This window comes from Streptomyces sp. NPDC039736 (genome assembly GCF_055596485.1).
Genome location: NZ_JBVIUQ010000007.1, coordinates 364,532 through 383,731 on the forward strand (window position 1 = coordinate 364,532; position 19,200 = coordinate 383,731).

Genomic DNA, 19,200 nt, shown 5'->3' on the forward strand with positions numbered 1-19,200 from the left:
GTCCCAGCGCGCCGGCCCGCCGCTCAGAGCGCTCGCCGGGCAGCCAGGTGGCGTCCTCGGCACCGCTCGCCCTCCAGCCACGGCTCTCCTCACGAGCTCAGGACGCGTCCGTACAGTCGGTGATCCGGTCCACCGCCTGCTCGGCGAAGGCACGCACTTCCCCTGGGACGTCTTCTCGGCTGCCGGGGCCGGGGCCGGGGACCAGGACCGTCCGGTCGGCGTCCGGGTCGTAGGCGACCGGATCGCCGGGCTCCTGGAAGTGCACGGCCAACCGTGCGCCGGCCCGGTAGGCGTCCAGTCCGGCCCGGCAGTACGCGACCATCGGCTCCGGCAGGCTGTCGAACGGGAACCAGTCCATGGCGTCGCAGACCCGGTGTTCCATGACTTCCGGGGTGCCCTGCCAGCGCTTCACCTCGAAGAACACCCCGAGGCGGGCGCCGCCGGCGGGGGAGCGGTGGTGCACGGTGACGGCCGCGCGGACGTCGGCCGGGTCGACCACGACGCCGGCCTCTTCCCGCGTCTCGCGTACCAAGGCCGTGACCACGTCTTCCCACGGTCCGTCCAGGTGCCCGCTGACCAGGTGCCAGCATCCCGCCGCGTACACGTCGCCGGCCCGTCGCGACAGCAGCACCTCGGGCCCGGCCGCACCGTCGCGAACGGCGATCAGGTGGACGTCGAGCGGCTCGGTGTGCCGCCGGCCACCGGTCACGCGGCACCCCCGGGGCGGCGGGCGAGCAGCACCGTGAACACCGCGTCCTCCGTCAGGACCCCGCCCCGCGCATGGCGGCGGAGGAGGCCGAGCGCCTCAGCTTCGAACTCGTGGTGCCGGTCGGCGAAGAGGGCGGGGCGGGCGAAGCTGGTGGTGCGCAGATGGCCGACGACGTCCTCGGGGAACCAGGAGCGGGTGACGGGGAAGCTCCGCTCGGTCACGTCGCTGAAGGCCGAGTCGGCGAGGTCGTCCTCGTAGGAACGGTCCGGGCCGGCGTACGTACCGCGGGTGCCCGCGCGGCGCTCCTCTCCGAGGTAGGTCTGGATCAGTCCCCGGAGGGCCGCGGTCCAGTCCGATCCGTGTGTCCACAGGCTGCCGTCCCCCATGACCGCCACGATGGCGTTCGGCGCGGCTGCCCGATCGGCCATGGCCAGGACCTCGGGGCGGGACATCCAGTGGAAGGACCGGCAACTGGTGATCAAGGTGGGTGCTCGGCCGGGCGCGGTGGGTGTGAAGGAGTGCGCTTCGCCGGTGAAGGTGCTCATTGAGCAGGACCCGCGGACCGGTTCGAGGGCGGTGAGGGCCGTCTCGAGCATGTGCCGGTTCACGTCGACCAGGTCGACGTGAACCAGTCGGCGCAGGACGGGCAGCAGCGCGCGGGGCACCTGGCCGGTTCCGGTGCCGAGGTCCAGCAGGACGGGGCCGGGTACGCCGTGCTGGGTGGCGGCCAGGAGGTGGACTGCGGCGTCGGGCAGGCCGGGCCGGTAGCGGGCGTAGTCCGCAGCCCCAGACCCGAACAGGGCGTCGGCCGAGACCGGCTGGTCGGGGCGGGTCATCGTGAATCTCCGGGGGCGTGGGGGAGTTGCCAGGTCAGGGCGTCGTGCGGGCCGGTGACCCGCTGGACGTCGTCGGTGTCGAGGTGGATCCGGTAGGCGGCCGGTTCACCGGCCGCCCGCCAGCGGGCGGCGGCGTCCTGGACCTCCGCCCAGATGTCCCGGGGGCCGCGGGTCGTCACGTCCCAGCTGCGGTCACCGGCGGCTCGTACGCGCATCCACGACCCGCACTCGGGCGCGCCGATCGTCAGGTGTTCGGCGCCGAAGTGGCGTACCAGCCCTGCGTGCAGGGCGTCCAGGGCGAGCCACATGCCGCGTGCCGTGTCCGCCGGCGGCGCGAGGCGGGCGCGCCGCGTCGGCCCGGCGGCCGTGGTGAGGGTGTCGCGGAAGGAGGCGGACAGGAACAGCCGGTCGAAGCCGGCGCCGGCGCGGTGTCCGGACCCGACCGCGCGCAGCTCCGCCTCCACGGTCCCGTCCGGTCGTTTGTCGACCACGGCCAGGCCCGGCCACGACGGCGACGACGTGCCGAGCGTCATCAGCGCGCGCCCGCCCGGCGCGAGCTGCTCGACCAGGGCTGGTGGCACGCGGCGGACGGCGAAGGAGACGAAGATCCGGTCGTACGGGCCCGCGTCGGGCCGGCCTGCGGTGCCCTCCCCGGTCACCGCGGTCGGCTGGTGGCCGAGCGCGGACAGTCGCTCACGGGCGGCCGCGGTGACGTGCGGGTCGATGTCGAGCGTGACGACGCCCGCGTCGCCGCAGACGAAACAGGCCACCGCCGCGGTCACCCCGGCGCCGGTCCCGACGTCCAGTACGCGCTGCCCGGGCCGCAGGTCCAGGAGCTGGAGCAGGTCGGCGGTCATGCCCATGGTGCTCGACATCGCGGTCATGGCGCCGCCGCGGCGCGGCCCGGCGGCGCGGCCGAGGACCGGCTCGCCGTCGTGCTGGATCGCGACGCTGTCCCCGCTGTGCAGCCGCTCCAGCAGTTCCTCTCGGTCGGCCGGGCGCGTCCAGTCCAGCAGATCCCAGTGCGGCGGGGTCTCGTCCGGGGCGCTGCGCCGCACGTACGCCTGGGGCATCAGAATCTGGCGGGGCAGCGCGAGCAGGGCCTCGCGCACCGGCCCGGGACGCAGCTCTCCGCTCTCTTCAAGCCGGGCGACCATCGCCGCCCGGGCGGCCGCGGCCCCGGCCGTGTCACCAGCGGGCTGCGGCAGCAGGAAGGACGCGACGGACGGGCCGGGGGCACTGCGCCCGTCGCGCTCGAAGGGCTCGGACGGGGCAGGCACGGCGGGCGGCACCGCCGCCGTGTTCGGCACTGTGTTCACGTGGAATCTCCTCCGGGCGAGCGGTCGTGACGGGCGTCTTCCGTACGGGCGGGCGTGGGCGCGGCCGCGTGGGCCGTCCGCAGGACGAGCGGCGGCACGGGATCGCTGTCCGTGCCGGGCGCGGCCGGCGGCCGGTCCGGCACGTGCCGCAGCGCGCGCGGGGGAGCGGGCGAGGACCACGAGGGGACGAGCAGCAGGAAGGTCCCTTCGGACCTTCGCTGACCACGGTTGACGTGATCCGGTACAGCAGCGCCAGGATCCCGGCTGCGACCATGACGTCGGACTGGGCGCTCACCCTGCCACCCCCGACGGTGCCGGCCTGCGGACGGGCGGCGCATGCTGCTCGGGCTGGCTCCCGGCGGGTGTGCCCACCGTGTTCACCACCCCATCTGGGAGTAGGGGCGGCCTTCGGCGATCGCGGCGATGGCCGTTCGGGTGTAGGGGACGATCCGGTCCGGCAGCTCATCCCGCGGCCACCACTTCCAGGCCAGGCACTTGTCGGGCTCGAGGACCTCCGGCTCCCCCTTCCAACGGCGGGCGCGGAACACGAGCTGCACCAACGGCAGCGCGCCTGGGCTGTCGACCACGTGGACGACGTGCGCCAGTTCCGCGTCCACGGGGTCGATGACGAGGCCGGCCTCCTCCTCCGCCTCGCGGACCAGGCAGCCGAGGGCGGATTCCTGCTCGCACCGGCCGGCCAGGTAGTGCCAGGTGTCGCCCGCGTACTGCGAGTCGGGGTGACGCAGCCCGAGAAGCACCCGGCCTTCGGCGTCTTCGAGGTGGAGGTGGACTCCGATGCCTTGCAGCACCGCCCGGCTGCCCCCGCCCCACACGGCGGGAACCGTGCCCTGCTCGTTGTGCGGGGAGTTCCTCGCCGCATGCCGCCGAATGAGGTCGCGTGTGCCGGGGCTCAGGCGGAGCCGGTCCAGTACGTCGGGGGTGAACCACCTCAGCAGCACGCCCTCGTGCAGCCGGAGCCGGTCGGGGTTTCCGCGCCACCGGCCCGTGAACACCTGGATCGGGACGCTGAGGCCGTCGACGCCGGTGGCCGTCTCCACGGTGTACGGCTCCAGGTCCTCCAGCCGGAGGTCGGGGACCTCCTCGGACAGCTCCCGCAGCAACGTGTCCTCAAGGCTCCGGTCCTCGTGGCTGCGGCCGCCACCGAGGAGGTCGAACGCCCCCGGCTGCCAGATGCCGGGCTTGTGGTCGCGCAGAGGGAGCAGGTACCGGCCCCGGCCGTCGTGGATGAGCGCGGAGGCGTTCACCGGCTCCGGCCGCCCGTCCAGCCGTGCCCGGAGAAGCTTCTCGCGCAGCGTCGGCGAGGCGACCTCCGCCAACGGAACCCACCGGGCGCCGGACACCTCCTCGTCCTGCGAGGTGATCGCCGGCGGCTCCTCGCCGACGAGACAGAACACGTAGCGGAAGTCGTAGTGCTGGTGGGCCGGTTCGGCCTTCGAGGGGTCGGCGTCGATGTCGTGGACGTCGATGTCGACCGGGGAGCCGAGCATCTGCCGGCTCAGGCACAGGGACCCGGGCCGGATCCCGGCCTCCTCCGCCACCTCACGCAGCGCCGCGGCGAGCAGCGTGCGGTCCTCGGGCTCGATGTGGCCGCCGGGGGTGAGCATGAGACCGGTGGCCCGGCGCCGGACCTGCAGGACCCGGCCGTGGCGGTCGACGACGACGGCGCTGCACGTGACGTGCCCGGGCAGCGTCGTGCGGGCGGTCACGTCGACGGGCCGGTCCAGCGCGGCGAGCAGCCCGGCCAGGGAGTCACGCTCGCCCGGGTGGCGGCCGAGGTACGTCTGGACGGTCTTGCGGATCGAGGAGGAGCTGAGGGGCACGGGTGTCGTCTCGCCTTCGACGTGGGCCGGGTGTGGGGCCGGGCTGGTGGAAGTGGCGCTGCTGAAGGTCAGCCCGCCGCCTCGTGGTCGGACGGCTGGGCACCGCGGGGACCGGGAAGCATGTCGGTCGTCGGCGCGAGGCCGTACTGGGCGGCCTGGGCGGTGAACATCCCCTGGTACAGGCCGCCTTCGCGGCCCATCAGGTCCTCGTGTGTGCCGTCCTCGACGACGCGCCCCTGGTCGAGGACGTAGATGTGGTCGGCGTGCATGGTCGCGGCGAGCCGGTGGGTGACGAGGACGACCGCGTGCCCCTGCTCGGCCAGGGACCACAGCCCCTGGAACGAGGCGATCTCCGCGTGCGGGTCCAGGGCCGATGTCGGCTCGTCGACCAGCAGGAACGGCGCCTGCCGGTACCTTGTCCGAGCGTCTCCCAGCTTCTGCCACTGCCCGCCCGAGAGCTGGACGCCTCGCTCGTAGCCCTTGAAGACGATCGAGTCCCAGCCGTGCGGCAGGCCTTCGATCAGGCCGAGCACACCCGCCTCCTCGGCGGACCGGCGGACGCGGTCCGTGTCCCGGGGCCGGTCGCCGGCGCCGATGGCCACGTTCGCGGCCGCCGTCATCTCCCAGCGCGGGAAGTCCTGCGCCAGCACCCCGACCGCGGCGAACACCTGGGCGCGGTCCGCCTCCCGGAGCTCGACCCGCTCACCTGACTCGCCCACCCACCAGACCTGTCCCCCGGCGGGCAGCAGCAGCCCGGCCAGCACCTTCGTGAGCGTGGTCTTCCCCGAGCCGTTCGCCCCGACCAGGGCCGTCACCTTCCCGCGCGGCACCCGTACGCTGACACCGCTCAGGGACGGGGAGTCCGCGCCCGGGTAGGTGAACGACACCGCCTCCGCCCGCACCTCCCGCACCGGCGCGGGCAGCGGAGCGCCGGAGGACGGGATGGCGTTCTCCCCGGCGATCTTGATGGCGTCCTCGGTGTCGGTGAGGAACAGCAGCTCCTCGTACAGCCGGTTGACCTGCTGCACCAGCGACGTGAGCCGCGCCGTCGAGGTGCGGATGGCGATCACCGCGGTCCCGCCGACGGCGAGCGGCAGACCACCGGACGCGAGCAGCCACCACAGCACCCCGTAGCAGGCCAGCGACGCGAGCCCGGCGAAGCCGCCGGCCACCAGGTCCGTGGAGGCCTGCGCCCGGGCCAGGCGTCGCTGCTCCGCCTCCGTCTGCCTCGACATCTCCTCGTAGCCGGAGAGCAGCTTCGTGCCGGCGGCGTGCACGCGGATCTCCCCGGCGGCGTGCGGGCGGGTCAGGTACGCCAGCAGGGAGGCGATCGCACGGCGGTGGTCGATCCAGTTGAGACGGGAGAGGTACTCACGGCGTGCGGAGCGGACCGCGCCCCACCCCTTGGGCAGGGCGATGGCCAGCAGCATCGGCAGGAGTGCCCAGTGCAGCGACGCCAGCACGAGGGCGGCCGCCGCCATGCCGATCACCACGGTGCCCACGCCGACCGACAGCCTGAGCATGCTGCGGGCGGAGTCCGTGCCGAACTTTCCCGCCTCCAGAACCCTCTGGACCTCCGGCCGTTCGGTCGCTGCCACCTCTACGCGGGTGACGGCGGTGTAGTACCGGGCGGAGACCGCCCGCTCCACCTGCGGCTCCAGTCGGCCCGACATCGCCGTCGACCACGCCGACAGCACCGCCGTGGCCGCCGCCGCGACCGCGAGCACCGCCAGCGACGGCAGTGCCTCGCGCAGCTTGTCCCCGGTCGGACCGTCGGCGAACAACTCGGTGAGGACGCTGTTGACCGCCACGAGTCCCCAGCCCGCCGCCACCCCCTGCCCGAGCTGCGCCACCACGACCCCGGCGAGCGCCCGCCGGTCCGCCTCCCAACCGGTACGCAGCACCATGCCCACCATCCGGGGCAGCGCCGCCGCCATGTGCCCGAACCCCAGCCGGGTCAGCGGCCCCTCGTGCCGGACGTAGGACTGGTCGTAGCGCAGCCGGCCGCCGTACAGCTCCCGCTCGGCGTCCGAGATGCCGCTGGTGGCCGACGCGGCGGCCTTCGGCGGGCGCGCGCCCTCGTCGCTTTCTGGTTCGACTTGCGTCAATGTGTTTCCTCCCGGAGGTGCGGCAGTGCCGTCAGCGTGCTCAACGACGCAGCCGCGATTTCGAGCACGTGTTCTTTCGGACGGCTTTCGCACACCGGGATTCCGCGGTTGTTCGAAGGTGCGCAGTGCACCGACCCTTGGTGCGCAAGAGCGCACGAGCACGGGCGAGTTGGCCGAAACTCCGCTGTTCGGTCGTCGAAGCCGTGCGCGGTCAGGCCGTACGCGGTCAGCAGGAGACCCGCACACCTGGCCCCGGCTCCCCGTACTTCCGTTGCACTTGCGTCCCTCCGCCTGGGCCCCACGTACTTCGATGGCGACGGGAAGGGAGCAACGCGTGGCGACCACGCACCACTGGACCGGCCCCGCCCGGGCGCCCAGGCGATCCTCGACACGGCCCCGGCCCGTGCGGACGCCGCCACCCCTCTGCGGTTCGAGACGTTCCGGCCCGAGGCCGAACGGCCCGGAACACAGACCGCGGGCCGGCGGGTGACGCCCACCGGGCCGCTGGCCCGGGAGTACGAGTCACGGACCGACGACCTCGACCGGGCCGTGGCCGCCGCCCGTCCCCGCGTCAGCGGGCCGAGCGCGCTCGCGCCTGGCGCACCGCGCACCGCGTCCGGCCACGCGCAGAAGACAGGGAGCGACCCGCGGCGCGCGCCAGTGGGGTCACCAGCGCGTCGCGGTGAAGTCGACAGGGCGCGGCCGCAGTTCCCGGGTGCGTACGGTCAGTTGCCGCAGCCGTCGGGCCATGTCGTCGCCGGGGAGGCGCCGACGGTCGCCGTGACCCGGCAGCAGCCACTCGAAGCGCAGCCGGTGGGCGGTCCTGCCGAGGGAGGCGGCGAGTTCTTCGATGGAGTACCAGGTGACGTTCTCGGCCACCTCGATGTCGGCTGTCGTGCGCGACCAGTAGAAACTGTCGCCGCTGAAGCAGTACCGCTCGTCCGCGAGGTAGAGGACGCTGCCCCGCGTGTGCCCGGGGAGGGGGTGGGCGGTCACCCCTTCGGCGATCTCCGTCGGGTCGGTGCCGCGCAGTACCCGGTCGGCGTCCGGGGCGGCGTCGAGGTCGCCCTCGTGGATCCACAGCCGGGCGCCGAACCGGTCGGCGTAGCGGCGGCCGTGCGCGGCGTGGTCGCGGTGGGTGAGCAGGACGTCGGTGAGGGGGCCCAGTGCCTCGTAGCGGGTGGCCAGCGCGGGGCTCCAGCGTGGTGTGTCCACCATCATCGACGTGCCGTCGGCGCGGCGCAGCAGGTAGGAGTTGGCCCCCGCGGTGTGCGGGGAGTTGTGTCCGCACAGGTGCACGGTGTCGTCCAGGGCCAGCGGGAAGGGGTCCAGCCCCGGCTCCAGCCGTCCGGCCGGGGGGCGGATCGAACGGGTGGGGCAGGCGTGCGCGGCGGCATGGATCTGCCGGGCCTCGGTCCGGCCGTGCGGTTGGCGCAGGACGACCGCGCGGCCGTTCTCCTCGCCGATCAGGCCGGGGGCGAGCTGCCGGGAGACGTCGCAGTTCATGCAGCGCTCGTCCACTCGCCAGCCGTCCTCGAACCGTGGCTCGTCCATGGTCCACTCCCCTTTCGCGGTGCGCCCGCCGTCCGGCCGCTCTCCTCCAGGGGTACCCCTGGGCCCGTGAGAAGTGGAAGGGGGTGCGGATCTTGTACTTGTGCCACCGAGCCCATCTGCGGTTCCGCACAGACCCGGTTCTTGGTGCTCTTCGGCCGCTCGTGGCAGGGAAGCGCTTCGTCGCGGACCCGTGGGGGGAGGAAGTCCGGAGCGACGCTTGGCGGCAGCGGCACTGGATCGAGTTCCTCGTCCGAGGGGGTGAGCGGGCCCGCTGTCGTTCCAGCGGGTCGGCGCCGCCGCGGCCATGGGGTTGGCCGTCGTGGGGTGGTGGTCGGCGTCGGCGCGGCGACGGGAGGCACGGGCCGCGATCGTGTGCGTGGCCACGTCGGGTTGCGCCTGCCGGCAGCCGCCTTCCGCATCGTGCGGCCCGTCAGGGGCGACGGCCCGCCCGCGCGGGTCGAAGCGTCGAGGAGCCGGTGGGCGGGGGCCAGTCGCTTCGTCCACTTCGGGGGGTCCTGGCTCAGGCGGGGGGTGCCGGCCCAGGTGGTGCGATGGCGTTGTGCTGAGTGGCCAGTCCTCCCGGACGAATTCCAGAGCGCCGGGCGCGGTTCGATCGTATGATCACGGGCGGGACGGGGCTCGTAGCGCAGTGGCTGTCGCGCCTTCACCGCATGTGGGAGGACGCCGGTTCGAATCCGGCCGGCCCCGTCCCATCCCGACCCGTGCCGGCAGGATGCGCCTTTCCCTCAGGAGGGGGAGGCCCGCACGCCTGGGACAACGCCATGGAACGTGGAGCCGGGGGATCGCGCAGGGATGCCCCGGCAGAACCGGCGGCATGAAGCCCAGCGCCCGCCAGGCGGGCCCGCGGCAGGCGTCCGGGACGCCTGCCGCGGGCTGCCTGCCGCTGTCCGGTCTCGTCATGCCGTCGGCGACGGAGCGTCCTCGGAATCCGCCTTGGACGACCGACGGCGCGTCAGCCGGAGGTCGGTCACGGCGATGGAGACGGCCGCGGCGACCACGATCGCGTTGAGGCAGAGGGCGAGGCGCGGGCCGACGCCGACCAGCGTGCCCGCCAGCGCCGTCCCGGCCGAACCGGCGGCCATCTTCAGCCCGGCCATCGTGACGAACACCTGCGCCCGGGCGTTGGGCGGGGAGTACACCGACCGCACGGCCAGGGACGCGGTGAACAGGATCGCGCTCGTCGCTCCCGCCAGGGCGAAGGTCACCAGGGCGAGGACGTAACCGGGCGCCAGCGCGCAGAGGCCGACGGCCACGGCGTTCGCGGCGATCAGTCGCAGCACCCAGCGCTCGGGTTCCCCGGTGAGCGGGAACGCGCCGGTCAGGAGTGCCCCGCAGAGGTTGCCGACGCCGTAGGCGGCGCCGAGGGCGGCGCCCGCGCCCGCCGAACCCTGGAGGTCGTTGCCGAGGACCACCGCGATCACCATCACGCCGCCGGTGCTGACCGAGGTGATCATCGTGGCGATCATGACGCGCCGCAGCGGGCCCCGCCGGACGATCACCTTGAGCGCGTCCCGTACGGGCATCGAGCGCTGCCTCGCGGCCGAGGTCCGGTGTTCCTTCGGCAGGGCGAGCATCAGCAGACCGGCCGCCACGCCGGCCGCGCCCAGCGCGACGACCGCGGTCAAGGGCCCCGCCAGGGCGGTGAGGGCGGCGACCGCGGCCGGCCCCAGGATGTTGCTGCTCCCGTAGGTCGCCGAATCCCACCCTTCGGCCCGGCGCTGGGCGCGAGTGTCCTCCCCGACGATCAGCGCGAGCCGACTGCTGAGCCCTCCCGTCATCAGCGGCTCGCAGAGTCCGCCGATGACGACGAGCGAACCCACCACGACGATGGGCACATGGTCCAGTGCCAGCCCGGCGCCGGCGAGCATCAGCCCGAAGAGGGTGAACGCGGCCGCCAGCCGCAGCCGGGGGTCGCGGGCCCCCTCCAGCCAGCGCGCCAGCCAGGGCCCGGCGATGTTCGGCAGCGTGAGCAGGGCTGCCAGGACGCCGCCGAGCGCGGCCCCGCCGTGACCGGGCCGGGCCAGCGTCAGCGCGACGAACGCGACGGGAGCACCGCCGCTCGCCGAGCGTACGAGCGTCGCCGAGGTGAGGTACACGGTGAGTGACAGTCGTCGCCGCCGCGACTCTCCCGGGGAGTCCCGCGGTGCGGGCGCCGTCGGGCCGTCCGCCTGGTCGGGTGCGTGCGCGGCGCCGACCGGATTCGGCTTCTTCGCCGCGGTGGTCGGATCCGGTGCCCGCGGAGTGCCGGACGTCGCGTCGTCGGCGCGCTCGCGGCGGTCGGCCGTGCCCTCTCCGTTCGGTGGGTTTCGGCCACGGTGTGCGGACGCGCTGTCGCCGCTCGTGTCGGCGGCGGTCCGTCGGCCGTGACGGCGCCTCACGCGACCGCAGCCGGGGTGCGCGTCCGCTCTGCCAGCAGCGGGAAGCCGAAGAGGTCCTCGATGTCGGCCTTGACCGCCGAGCACGCGGCCTCGGCCTCGGCGGGCGTGGGGGCCAGGGCGCGCAGCATGCCGAAGGAGTCGAAGTTGGTGCGCATGGGCGGCACCACGTCCCCGGCCCCCACCCGCACGTGGCCGGAATGGAGCCGGGCGAGGAAGGGGGCGAACCAGTCGTCGGGAAGAGGGGAGGGCACGGTGGACTTCCGCGGGGCGGCGAGGAAGGAGTGCGAGGCCGAACCCCGCAGCGGCAGCGGGGCGTCGGGCAGCGGCCCGCCGAGGAACAGGTCGACCAGCAGGGCGAAGACGTCCACCCCGGCGACACTGCTGATGGTGTCGGGCAGGGAGCCGCCCGTCAGCCGCGGGTTGACTTCGATGAGCCGGAAGCCGGACGGGGTGTGCATCACCTCTACGTGGAAGACGCCCAGGTCGAGCCCGAGCGCGCGGCACACGTCGACGGCGTAGCGGCCGAGCGCGGCCTCGTCGGGGGCCGTGAGCCCGGAGGGAACGGTGCACCCCAGTTCCAGCACCGGGTTCTCCCGGCTCACTTTCCGGCTCGCGCACACGAGGGGGACCAGACGTCCCCCGGACGCGGCGACCTCCACGGAGTACAGGTCCCCGGAGACCAGTTCCTCGACCAGGTACCGCTCGTCGAGCTGCCGGGCCATGCCCTCGGTGAGTCCGTCGCGCTCCGCCGTCGCGACGGCGAAGTGGGCACGTACGGCGGCCGGGTCGGGGGCGATGGAGGTCACGGCCTTCCCGATGCCGAGGACGGGCTTCACGATCACCGGGTAGCCGATCGCCTCCGCGGCTTCCAACGCCCCGGCGGCGTCGGTGACCACGTGGAAGCCGACGCTGGGCACCCCGCGTTCGCGCAGGACGCGGCGGCATTCGCCCTTGTCCCGGGCCGCGAGGGTGCCGGCCGGTGAGGTGCCGCGCGCGCCGATGCGGGCGGCGAGGTCGGCGGCGGCCTGCGCTCCGTAACTCAGCGTGGAGAGCACCGCGTCGACGCTCTTGGGGTCCGCGCCCGAGGCGAGCAGCGCTCCGTGCACCGAGTCCCCGTCCAGGGGATCGGTGAACGCGGCGGAGTGGTCGGCGAGTTGGATCGCCTCCCGGCGCTGGGCGGGGGAGGCGGTGAAGTCGTAGAGGGGGCAGTGCAGGTAGGTCACGGTGTGACCGCTTCGCTTCGCATGGGCGAGTGCTTGAACACCCAGGCCGGTGGTCTCCACGAAGAGGAGGTGAGACATGGCAGCCCTTCCTCGCCGCACGGCGGCGGGGGTCGATCCGAACGGATGCGGGGTGGCACGGGACGGGATTAGGTGTTCCCGCTGGGTGGGATTCATGCCCGGCCGGCCGGAGCCCCGAAGCGTCCGCCGACGGCCGGGCGGGGACGCCGGGAGCGGGACGGGGCGCGTGACATGGGCTTATGCGGGAGCCCATGGAGAAAGCAGGTGTTCTCGCCCCGCCAAAAAAGGAGAGGTAGGTCACATTCCTGATTGAGGTGTGACGCACGCGGCACTAGTTAACGGAGCTTGCGCACGTCCGGAGTGTCCGATGGGCCGCACCTCGCCCGAAGGGCTCCGCAGCATTTCGGTGTCCCGCACCATCGGGTCGAGACCGACCGGTCCCGACCGCGCTTCCGAGCCGGAGGAATCTGTGAGTCGCAGCGCGAAGTCCGAAACGGTGGCCGACTTAGGAAGGCCGCTGTTGTCACCGCTGGGGAAGCGGGCCGGCGGCGTCAGCGCCGTCCTCTTCCCGCCCCTGGGGGGCGGCCTCCTTCCCTATCTGGGCCTCGTCGCCCACCTCTCCCGCCACGGCCCCGTGCACGGCATACGGGCGCTCGGCCTGGAAGAGGGCGAGGAACCCGACACCCGCATATCGGACATGGCCGATCGTTACGCCGAGGCGGTGACCGCCCTCCCCGCCCGCCCCGACCTGTTCGTCGGCTGGTCGCTCGGCGGACTGCTCGCCTTCGAGACGGCGCGACGGCTGCCCGGCGGGCGCACGCCGGACCTGGTGCTCGTCGACAGCAGCCCGGCACCGGCCCCTGAAGGCCCCGGGGCCTACGCCGCCGTCCGCCGCCGGGTGCTGAGCGAGGCCGCGGTCCACATGGACGCGGACGCTCTCGCCCGGACGGAGCGCACCGTCGACGCCCACCTCGAAGCCCGTACCCGCCACCGCGCGGAGGGACGGCATCCCGGCCGCACTCTGCTGATCACCTGTACGGGCAGTGACGACCCGCAGCAGGCCCGACGGTGGTCACCGCACCTCGCGGACGTTTCCTTCCACTGTCTGGACACCGACCACTTCGGCGTCCTGCGCGCCCCGCACCTGCGGCAACTCTCCTCGCGCATCCAGGAGTTCACCACCTCGCTCGACAGCGACCGGTCACGGTGCCGTACGTCTGGCGCGGAACGGTGCAGAGCCGACGCGGCTCCCGTCCGCTGACCCCTCCCGCTCCCCGGGCGCACGTACGACGCCACCACGCGGCCCCGGCCCGCGGTCGGCGCGACCGCCCCCCTCCTCCGTCTCCCCCTTCCCTCCCGTTCCGGCGGGGCGCCCTGCTGCCCCCGAACGGGCCCCGCACGGCTGCCCTCCGGCAGCGACCTCCCGTGCCCGGACACGCGCACGGCGTCCCCGGATGCCCGGCGCGTCCCTCTCCCACTCCGTCGAAGGAATGGCATGCAGCACGCACAGAACACGCCGCACCACCTCACGAGCGTCGTCAAGAAGGTGATCGCCGCGGCCTCCGAACCGCCCGCCGACCCGCGCGCCCTGACCAACGACGAACCCCTCAACGGCGAACGTCTCCGGATCAACTCCCTCACCCTCATCAGCCTGCTGGTCCAGGTCGAGGAGGAGACCGGCGTGGCCCTCGCCGACGAGTTGTTCGTCGGCAAGTCCTTCACCACCGTCGCCGACATCACCGCGATCGTCGAGCAGAGCAGCGAGGCCGCCGCATGACCGATGTCCCCCGCCAGTGGCGCAGCGTCCTTCCGCACCTCGGACAGCCGCTGCCGCCCGACCGCACCCCGCACTCCGCCGGCCGCAACGGCAGTGTGCAGGCGAACCTGCCGATGGAACTCGTCCGCCAGAGCGTGCAGTCACGCGAGTACTGGGACATTCCCGAAGAGGTCGCGGACGCCTACCGGCGCTTCCGCCCCACACCGCTGTGGCGAGCCCGCGCCTTCGAGAAGGAGGTGGGCGCCCGGGTGCCGATCTGGGTGAAGTACGAAGGCGGCAACATCTCCGGCAGCCACAAGCTCAACACCGCGCTCGCCCAGGCCTATTACTACCACCGGGCGGGCGTGCGGGAGCTGGTCACCGGCACCGGGGCCGGCCAGTGGGGCACCGCGCTGGCCGCCGCCTGCGCCCGCTTCGGCATCCGGTGCACCGTCTTCATGGTCGGCGGCAGCCTGGAACGCAAGCCGTACCGGGGCGTGCTGATGCGGATGCTCGGCGCGCGCGTCATCTCCAGCCCCAGCACCCTCACCGAGGTCGCCCGCTCCGGCCGGTCGGCGGGCAACAGCCTCGCGCTCGCGATCGGCGAGGCCGTGGAGTACGCCGCCCGCACGGACGGAGCGGCGTTCTGCATCGGCAGCGGTGAGACGTACAGCATCCTGCACCAGTCCGTGATCGGTTTGGAGGCCATCGACCAGCTCGCCGAACAGGGGGGCGAGGTCGACGCCGTGGTCGGCTGCGTCGGGGCGGGCTCCAACTTCGGCGGCATCGCCCTGCCCTTCCACGCCCGGGCCGCCGCCGAAGGCACCGCACCCCCGGCCCTGATCGCGGCGGAGTCCAGCACGACCCCGAAGCTCACCCGCGGCGTGTATGCCTACGACCGCACGGACGCCACCGGGTCGTCCCCGCTGGAGGCCATGTACACCATCGGCAGCGAGTACGCCATCCCCGACTCCCACTCGGCGGGCCTGCGCTACCACGGCGCCGCCAAACTCATCTCCGCCCTGCGGCACGCGGGACAGGTCTCCGCCACCGCCGTCGACCAGGTCGCCGCCCTCGCCGCGGGCCGGGCCTTCACCACGACGGAGATGACCCTGCCCGCACCGGAGTCCGGGCACGCCCTGGCCGCCGCCGCCCGCGCGGCGGGCGACGGCGACGCGGACGGCGACGCCCCCCGCGCCCGCACCGGAGTCCTGGTCTGCGTGAGCGGCCACGGCTACCTGGACCTCGGCGCCTACCAGCAGTTCCTCGAAGGCGAACTGACCGACCGCGCACCGGACCCGGCGGCGATCACCGAAGCCGTCGGGGGCCTCGCCCGCATCGACGCACCGGTGAACACCGCCGCGGCACCCGGCCGGCCCGCGGTCCCGACCGCCGGGACGGCCGGACGAGCGGCGGGCAGGGCCGCGGACCTCGAGGAGGCGCGATGACCGCCCCCGTCGTCGCGCGGACCGCCCCACCGGCGGATCTGCACGCCGAACTCATGGACTGCCTCCAGACCAACCTGGCCTGGCTGGCCCGTGCCGAGCACGGCGTGTCGCCACTCGTCCTCGGCGCGCGTCTGGAGTTCGCGCCCCGCACCGGCTCCGGGCGGCTGCCGACGGTCGAGGCCGACACCGACACGCACGTGGAGCGTACCGCCGGTGCGCTCGGTCTGTCCCTCACGGAACGACACGTCCTCCCGCCCCGCGCCGCGATCCCGCCGACCGGCCCCGACACCGTGTACGTGATCGCCGACGCCTACCACCTGCCCTGGGTGCCCTACCACGGCCACACCCACATGGACCACAGCTTCCTGCTCGCCAGGGACGACTCCGGGCGGGCCGTGGTGCGCGACGGCTACCACAACGACACCCCACACGGCCCGGCCCGGCCCGGGGCCTGGACCCTCACCGAGGAGGAGCTCGCCGCGGCGCTGCCCGACGGCGCGCGCGTCTACCGCACGACGCACACCGGGGTCCCGCGGGCCGCCACCGAGGTCGCACCGGCCACCGCGGCGGCCGTCGAGCCGTACGTGCGCGCCTACCGCGAGCACCCCGACCGTGCGGAGGCCCTCGCCCAACTCACCCTGGAAACCTGGCTGCTGGCCCGGGCCCGCCGTCTGCACGCCGCGCACCGGGCCGCCGCCACCGGCCCCGGGGCCGCGGTCGAAGAGCACCTGACGGCCTGGGGAAAACTGACGGAACAGACCTTCCTCGCCCACCGCCGCGTCCAGCGCGGCCGACCGGAACCCACCGGTCCGCTGGAACGGCTCGCCGAACTCCTGTACGCCGACGCCCGGGTGTTCGCCGCACCGGCCCCGGCCGGGGAGACGCCCCGCGGAACCGGGACGGCGGAAACCGGCCCCCCGGACACCGACACGCTGCGCACGGCCGTCGCCGAAGAGGCCGCCGCCGTGCTCCGCGTCCCGGCCGCCGAGCTGCTCGCGGGCCGTGCGCTGACCGAGGTGCCGGGCTTCAGCTCCTTCCGCATGATCGACATCGTCGAGCGGATCGAGGGACGGCTGGCCATCGAGTTCGACGCCGACGATCTCGTCCCGGAGAACCTCCACGACCTCAGCGGCCTGTGCCGCATCACCGCCCGCGCCCACCGGGAGACGCCGTGATCCTGCTGCACGACCTCATCGACACCGCGGCGCACCGCACGCCGGACACGCCCGCCGTCACCACCACGCAGGACCGCCTCACCCACGGCGAACTCGCCGTCGCCAGCCGGGCGGCCGCCCGCTGGCTGCGCCACCTCGGCGTCCGTCGCGGAGAACGCGTCGTAGTGGTGGCTCCCTCGGTCGTCGAGGTCGCCGTCGTGGTCTACGCCGCCTCCCGGATCGGGGCGCCCTTCGCGCTGCTGCACGAACAGACCCGCGGGCGGGCCCTGGCCCACGTCCTGGACGACGCCGAACCCGTCCTGCTGCTCGCCGACGACGAGGAGGCCCGGCGTCTGGCCGCCGAACGCGGCATCACCGCCGCCCCCCTCTCCGACGTCCCCCGCGGTTCGGACCCGGCCCTCTCCGATGCCCCCCGCGGTTCGGACCCGGCCCCGGACCTGCCGGAACCGGCCACCGACGAGACCGGCCCGGACGCCCCGCTCCCGGTCGACCCGGTGTGCCTGATCTATACCTCCGGCACCACAGCGGCTCCGAAAGCCGTGGTGAGCACCCACCAGCAGGCGCTGTTCGCCGTCCGCGCCATCCAGGGCGAACTGCGCTACCGCCCCGACGACGTGGTCTACAGTCCGCTTCCCCTCTCCTTCGACTACGGCCTCTACCAGCTCTTCCTCGGCGCTCTGAGCGGGGCGACGGTACGGCTGGGGCTGCCCGCCGAAGCCGGGGCCACCCTGCTGCGCAACATCGAGGCCGCGGACGCCACCGTCCTGGCCTCCGTGCCCGCCGTCGCCGAGACCCTGGCCAAGCTGGTGCGCCGCTCTCCCGGCCACGGCCTGCGGCTGCGGCTGCTCACCAACACCGGTGCCGCGATGCCCCCGCAGCCGCTCGCCGTGCTCCGGGCCGCCGTCCCGGGGCTGCGCGTGCAGCTCATGTTCGGGCTCACGGAGTGCAAACGCGCCGCCATCAACCCGCCGGACGCGGACATGGAGCACCCCGGGAGCTGCGGCCGGGCCCTGCCCGGAACCGAGATCTACGCAGCCGACCCGGACGGACGGCGACTGCCCGCGGGCGAGACCGGCGAGCTGGTGGTACGGGGACCGCACGTCATGGCGGGCTACTGGCGCCGTCCCGAGCTGACCGCCCAGCGGTTCCCGCGCCGCGACGGGCTCTTCCCCGAACTGCGAACCGGCGACCACGGGTGGCTCGACGAACACGGCTTCGTCCACTTCGCGGGCCGTCGCGACGACATCTACAAGGAGCGCGGATTCCGGGTCAGCGCCACCGAGCTGGAGGCCGCCGCCCGGCGCGTGGAGGGCGTCGAACAGGCCGCCGTCCTGCCTCCGGCCGAAGGCGTGCCCGCGATCCTGGTGGTGGTCTCCGACCGCGGGCCCGCGGACGTCCTGGACGCCATGCGCGAGGAGATCGAGGAGTTCAAGGTGCCCGGCCACTGCGTGCCGCTGCCCGCCCTGCCCCTGACCCGCAACGGCAAGGTCGACCGCAAGGCCCTCGCCCGGGAGGTGGCCAGCCTTGTCTGAGACGATCAGCGCTCGGCCCGACGCCCCGGCCCTCCCCGCCGCCCTGCCGGCGGCGGTCTCCGCCGCACTGGACACGGGCGCCGAAACACCCGCCTACGTGTACGACCTGGCACGCGTCCGGGACAACGCCGCCCGGCTGCGCGCGGCCCTCCCCGACCCGGCCGACCTCTACTACTCCCTCAAGGCCAACTCCCACCCCGGCGTGCTGCGCACCCTCAGGGAGGCCGGGACCCTGCCCGAGGTGTGCTCCCCCGGCGAGCTGGACGCGGCGCTCGCCGCGGGATGGGACGCCGGGCAGGTCCTCTACACCGGGCCCGGAAAGCGCGACCAGGACATCGACCGGGCTTTGGAGACAGGGGTGCGCGAGTTCTGCACCGACTCCCCGACCGGTCTCGACCAGCTCGACCGGCTCGCCGGCCGGGCCGGGGTGCGAGTACGGACGCTGCTGCGGGTCAACGACGACCGCCCCGCCGCCGGACAGGGCCTCGCCATGACCGGGGTCGCCTCCCAGTTCGGCGCCGACGCGCGGTGGATCACCGACGAGCCGGAGCACTTCGGGGACCGTACCCACGTCGAGGTCACCGGCCTGCACCTGTACATGGGCACCAACCTCACCCACGCACCCGACCTGCTGGCACAGTTCCGCCAGTCGCTCACCACGGCGGCCCGGGTCCGCGCCGTACTCGCCCCGCACACCGCGGGGCTGGACACCGCCCTCGACCTGGGCGGCGGCTTCGGCGCCCCCTTCGCCAAGGAGGGCGACGCGGCCGACCTGACCGGACTGCGCGAAGGGCTCGCCGAGCTGCTCGACGCCTCCGCACCCGGCTGGCGCGACGGCGCGCCCCGCCCGTCGTACGAGTCCGGCCGGTACCTGGTGGGCACCGCCGGAACCCTGCTCACCCGCGTACTCGACGTGAAGCGGTCGCACGGCCGGGACATCGCCGTCCTGGAGTCCGGCATCAACCACCTCGGCGGCATGGCGGGCCTGCGCCGCCTGCCCCCGCTCAACCCGGCCCTCCTCACCGGCGGGGCAGAACGCGGCGCACCGCGGCCCACCATGGTCACCGGCCCCCTGTGCACCCCGCTCGACACCTGGGCACGCCAAGCACCACTGCCTCCGCTGCGCCCCGGCGACCTGCTCGCCGTCCCCAACGTCGGCGCCTACGGGCTGTCCGCCAGCCTGCTCGCCTTCCTCGGCCATCCGGCCCCGCTCGAAATCGCCGTCGACGGCGACGCCGCACCGCACATCACCCGTCTCACCCTCACCCGGAAGGACTGAACC

Annotated in this window: 14 protein-coding genes and 1 tRNA gene; 7 read left to right on the forward strand and 8 right to left on the reverse strand. The window is 74.0% G+C overall.

The genetic code is table 11. The features are described from left to right. Window positions 1-97: 97 nt before the first annotated feature. The 6 genes from ACZ56L_RS23605 to ACZ56L_RS23630 all read right to left on the reverse strand — a co-directional run bounded on the left by ACZ56L_RS23605 (window position 98) and on the right by ACZ56L_RS23630 (window position 8,367). Window positions 98-709, reverse strand: coding sequence for an NUDIX hydrolase (locus ACZ56L_RS23605; protein WP_471066074.1), 612 nt, complete (start codon window positions 707-709; stop codon window positions 98-100). Continuing rightward, the gene (locus ACZ56L_RS23610) at window positions 706-1,545 is read right to left on the reverse strand and encodes a class I SAM-dependent methyltransferase (RefSeq protein WP_471066076.1); all 840 of its coding nucleotides are present in this window, start codon (window positions 1,543-1,545) and stop codon (window positions 706-708) included. The genes ACZ56L_RS23605 and ACZ56L_RS23610 overlap by 4 nt, the downstream gene beginning before the upstream one ends. After that, on the reverse strand, window positions 1,542-2,864 hold the full coding sequence (locus ACZ56L_RS23615) for a methyltransferase domain-containing protein (RefSeq protein ID WP_471066078.1): 1,323 nt from the start codon (window positions 2,862-2,864) through the stop codon (window positions 1,542-1,544). Before ACZ56L_RS23615 ends, ACZ56L_RS23610 begins: the two co-directional genes overlap by 4 nt. Before the next feature lie 377 nt (window positions 2,865-3,241). Then, entirely contained in the window at window positions 3,242-4,705 is a 1,464-nt protein-coding gene (locus tag ACZ56L_RS23620) for an NUDIX domain-containing protein (protein ID WP_471066080.1), read from the reverse strand. A 68-nt stretch (window positions 4,706-4,773) separates the two neighbouring features. After that, window positions 4,774-6,813 carry an ATP-binding cassette domain-containing protein gene (locus tag ACZ56L_RS23625; protein ID WP_471066082.1) on the reverse strand — a complete coding sequence of 680 codons (2,040 nt, stop codon included), beginning with the start codon at window positions 6,811-6,813 and terminating at the stop codon, window positions 4,774-4,776. A gap of 666 nt (window positions 6,814-7,479) precedes the next feature. Further along, window positions 7,480-8,367: an MBL fold metallo-hydrolase gene (locus ACZ56L_RS23630; protein ID WP_471066084.1), complete on the reverse strand. Its 888-nt coding sequence runs from the start codon at window positions 8,365-8,367 to the stop codon at window positions 7,480-7,482. A 634-nt stretch (window positions 8,368-9,001) separates the two neighbouring features. On the opposite strand from ACZ56L_RS23630, the gene ACZ56L_RS23635 reads away from it, so the two are divergent. Continuing rightward, window positions 9,002-9,075, forward strand: a tRNA-Ala gene (locus ACZ56L_RS23635). A 209-nt stretch (window positions 9,076-9,284) separates the two neighbouring features. Here ACZ56L_RS23635 and ACZ56L_RS23640 read toward each other — a convergent pair. Both ACZ56L_RS23640 and ACZ56L_RS23645 read right to left on the reverse strand, forming a co-directional pair. Further along, entirely contained in the window at window positions 9,285-10,484 is a 1,200-nt protein-coding gene (locus ACZ56L_RS23640; protein ID WP_471066086.1) for an MFS transporter, read from the reverse strand. Between the two features lie 278 nt (window positions 10,485-10,762). After that, window positions 10,763-12,067: an ATP-grasp domain-containing protein gene (locus tag ACZ56L_RS23645; RefSeq protein ID WP_471066088.1), complete on the reverse strand. Its 1,305-nt coding sequence runs from the start codon at window positions 12,065-12,067 to the stop codon at window positions 10,763-10,765. Window positions 12,068-12,476: 409 nt separating this feature from the next. Here ACZ56L_RS23645 and ACZ56L_RS23650 point away from each other — a divergent pair, with 409 nt between their 5' ends. From ACZ56L_RS23650 to ACZ56L_RS23675, 6 genes are all read left to right on the forward strand, one after another. After that, the gene (locus ACZ56L_RS23650) at window positions 12,477-13,268 is read left to right on the forward strand and encodes an alpha/beta fold hydrolase (RefSeq protein ID WP_471066090.1); all 792 of its coding nucleotides are present in this window, start codon (window positions 12,477-12,479) and stop codon (window positions 13,266-13,268) included. A gap of 234 nt (window positions 13,269-13,502) precedes the next feature. Beyond that, a complete protein-coding gene (locus tag ACZ56L_RS23655; RefSeq protein ID WP_401760426.1) occupies window positions 13,503-13,784 on the forward strand; it encodes an acyl carrier protein in 282 nt (93 codons plus the stop codon). After that, window positions 13,781-15,211, forward strand: a complete 1,431-nt coding sequence (locus ACZ56L_RS23660; protein WP_401760429.1) for a TrpB-like pyridoxal phosphate-dependent enzyme — start codon at window positions 13,781-13,783, stop codon at window positions 15,209-15,211. The genes ACZ56L_RS23655 and ACZ56L_RS23660 overlap by 4 nt, the downstream gene beginning before the upstream one ends. After that, window positions 15,208-16,386 (forward strand): hypothetical protein, encoded by a 1,179-nt coding sequence (locus tag ACZ56L_RS23665; RefSeq protein ID WP_468690076.1) that lies wholly within the window; start codon window positions 15,208-15,210, stop codon window positions 16,384-16,386. Before ACZ56L_RS23660 ends, ACZ56L_RS23665 begins: the two co-directional genes overlap by 4 nt. After that, the gene (locus ACZ56L_RS23670; protein ID WP_471066093.1) at window positions 16,383-17,918 is read left to right on the forward strand and encodes a class I adenylate-forming enzyme family protein; all 1,536 of its coding nucleotides are present in this window, start codon (window positions 16,383-16,385) and stop codon (window positions 17,916-17,918) included. Before ACZ56L_RS23665 ends, ACZ56L_RS23670 begins: the two co-directional genes overlap by 4 nt. After that, the gene (locus tag ACZ56L_RS23675) at window positions 17,911-19,197 is read left to right on the forward strand and encodes a type III PLP-dependent enzyme domain-containing protein (RefSeq protein WP_471066095.1); all 1,287 of its coding nucleotides are present in this window, start codon (window positions 17,911-17,913) and stop codon (window positions 19,195-19,197) included. The genes ACZ56L_RS23670 and ACZ56L_RS23675 overlap by 8 nt, the downstream gene beginning before the upstream one ends. The last annotated feature ends 3 nt before the right edge of the window (window positions 19,198-19,200 follow it).